General features: G+C 70.2%; 3 protein-coding genes. All 3 read right to left on the reverse strand.

The genetic code is table 11. The features are described from left to right. Positions 1-905, reverse strand: a 905-nt coding sequence (locus GA0115259_RS34965; RefSeq protein ID WP_107469364.1) for a Stp1/IreP family PP2C-type Ser/Thr phosphatase, incomplete at its 3' end; no start/stop codon positions are given. Between the two features lie 84 nt (positions 906-989). Then, positions 990-1,502: an FHA domain-containing protein FhaB/FipA gene (locus GA0115259_RS34970; protein ID WP_093604346.1), complete on the reverse strand. Its 513-nt coding sequence runs from the start codon at positions 1,500-1,502 to the stop codon at positions 990-992. 10 nt (positions 1,503-1,512) lie between these two features. Beyond that, on the reverse strand, positions 1,513-1,855 hold a 343-nt coding region (locus tag GA0115259_RS34975), incomplete at its 5' end, for an FHA domain-containing protein (protein ID WP_141716820.1).

Genomic DNA, 1,855 nt, shown 5'->3' on the forward strand with positions numbered 1-1,855 from the left:
GCGCGGCCCGCGGGCGTCTGCATCGCGGCGGCGTTCTCCGCGGAGTTCAGCGGTAGCTGGTTCTCGGCGACCGCGCCGACGACGACCGGAGTGTCGTTGAGCTGCCCGGCCAGGGTGTCGTTGGACTCGACATCCAGGACGTCGGCCACGATGCAGGTGATGTTGTCGGGCCCGCCGCCGCGCAGCGCGAGCTGGATGAGGGCCTGTACGGTCTCCTGCGGGCCCTGGTAGCTCGCGAGGGTCTCCTCCATGGTCTGGTGGGAGACAACGCCGGAGAGGCCGTCCGAGCAGATCAGATAGCGGTCGCCGGCGCGGACCTCGCGGATGGAGAGATCCGGCTCGACATGGTCGCCGCTGCCCAGCGCGCGCATCAGCAGCGAGCGCTGCGGATGGGTGGTGGCCTCTTCCTCGGTGATCCGGCCCTCGTCGACCAGCCGCTGGACCCAGGTGTGGTCCTGGGTGATCTGCGTGAGGACGCCGTCGCGCAGCAGATAGGCGCGGGAGTCGCCGACATGGACCAGACCGAGCCGCTGGCCGGTCCACAGAAGAGCGGTGAGCGTCGTCCCCATGCCTTCGAGCTGGGGATCCTCCTCGACCATCACCCGGAGCTGGTCGTTGGCGCGCTGCACCGCCGTGCCGAGCGAGGTGAGGATGTCGGAGCCGGGCACGTCGTCGTCGAGCTGGACGAGCGTCGAGATCACCTCGGAGGACGCGACCTCGCCGGCGGCCTGGCCGCCCATGCCGTCGGCGATGGCAAGCAGCCGCGGTCCGGCATAGCCGGAGTCCTCGTTGCCCTCCCGGATCATGCCCTTGTGCGATCCGGCGGCGAAGCGCAGAGACAGACTCATGCGCACCTCGCCCGTCGGCTCGCCGGTCGACTGTCGCGCCAGCCGGTCTCGAGCCACACTGCCCACCCTCCGGTCGGGAGCCTGCTCCGGTCCGCTGTCCGGACCGCCGCGGCTCGCTCGCTCCGCTCGCTCATTGTCGTACTACTTCCGCAGCTCGATGACGGTCTTGCCGATGCGGATAGGAGCGCCCAGCGCGATCGGTGTCGGTGTCGTGAGCCGGGTCCGGTCGAGATAGGTGCCGTTGGTGGATCCGAGGTCCTCGACGATCCACTGGCCGTCGCGGTCCGGGTAGATCCTGGCATGCCTGCTGGACGCGTAGTCGTCGTCCAGCACGATCGTCGAGTCGTGCGCGCGGCCCAGGGTGATGGTCTGCCCTTGGAGAGCCACCGTGGTGCCGGTGAGGCTGCCCTCGGAGACGACCAGCTTGGTGGGCGCGCCGCGGCGCTGCCTGCCTCCCTGCTGCTGGCGCTGCTGAGGCGGCGCCGCCGGCTGGCGGGCCTGCTGCGGGCGGGCATCGCCGCTGCGGCGTGAGCCGCGCTGTGTGACGCGTGTGCCGAACAGATCACTGCGGATGACCTGGACGGCCACGATCACGAACAGCCACAGAACGGCCAGAAAACCTAGCCGCATGACCGTCAGGGTCAGCTCTGACATTGCCCCCGCTTCACCCTTCGGCTTGCCTGTAAACGATGGTGGTGTTGCCCACGACGATCCGCGAGCCGTCGCGGAGCGTAGCGCGGGTGGTGTGCTGTCCGTCTACCACGATGCCGTTGGTGGACCCGAGGTCCTGGATCGTCGAGGGCGTACCGGTCCGGATCTCGCAGTGCCGACGGGAGACGCCCGGATCGTCGATCCGGACGTCGGCGTCGGTGCTGCGGCCCAGCACGAGTGTGGCGCGGGAGATCTGATGGCGTGTGCCGTTGATCTCGATCCAGCGGCGTACCTGACCGTGCGGCGGTGCGCCGGGACCGGCGCTGGGAGCGCGGCCCGCGGCGGGCGCGTGGCCG

The organism is Streptomyces sp. MnatMP-M17 (assembly GCF_900091995.1).
GTDB lineage: Bacteria > Actinomycetota > Actinomycetes > Streptomycetales > Streptomycetaceae > Streptomyces.

What these genes read in the sequence shown, in the direction of transcription:
- GA0115259_RS34970 (WP_093604346.1), bottom strand. Translation starts at nt 1,502, where the DNA reads ATGTCAGAGCTGACCCTGACGGTCATGCGGCTAGGTTTTCTGGCCGTT.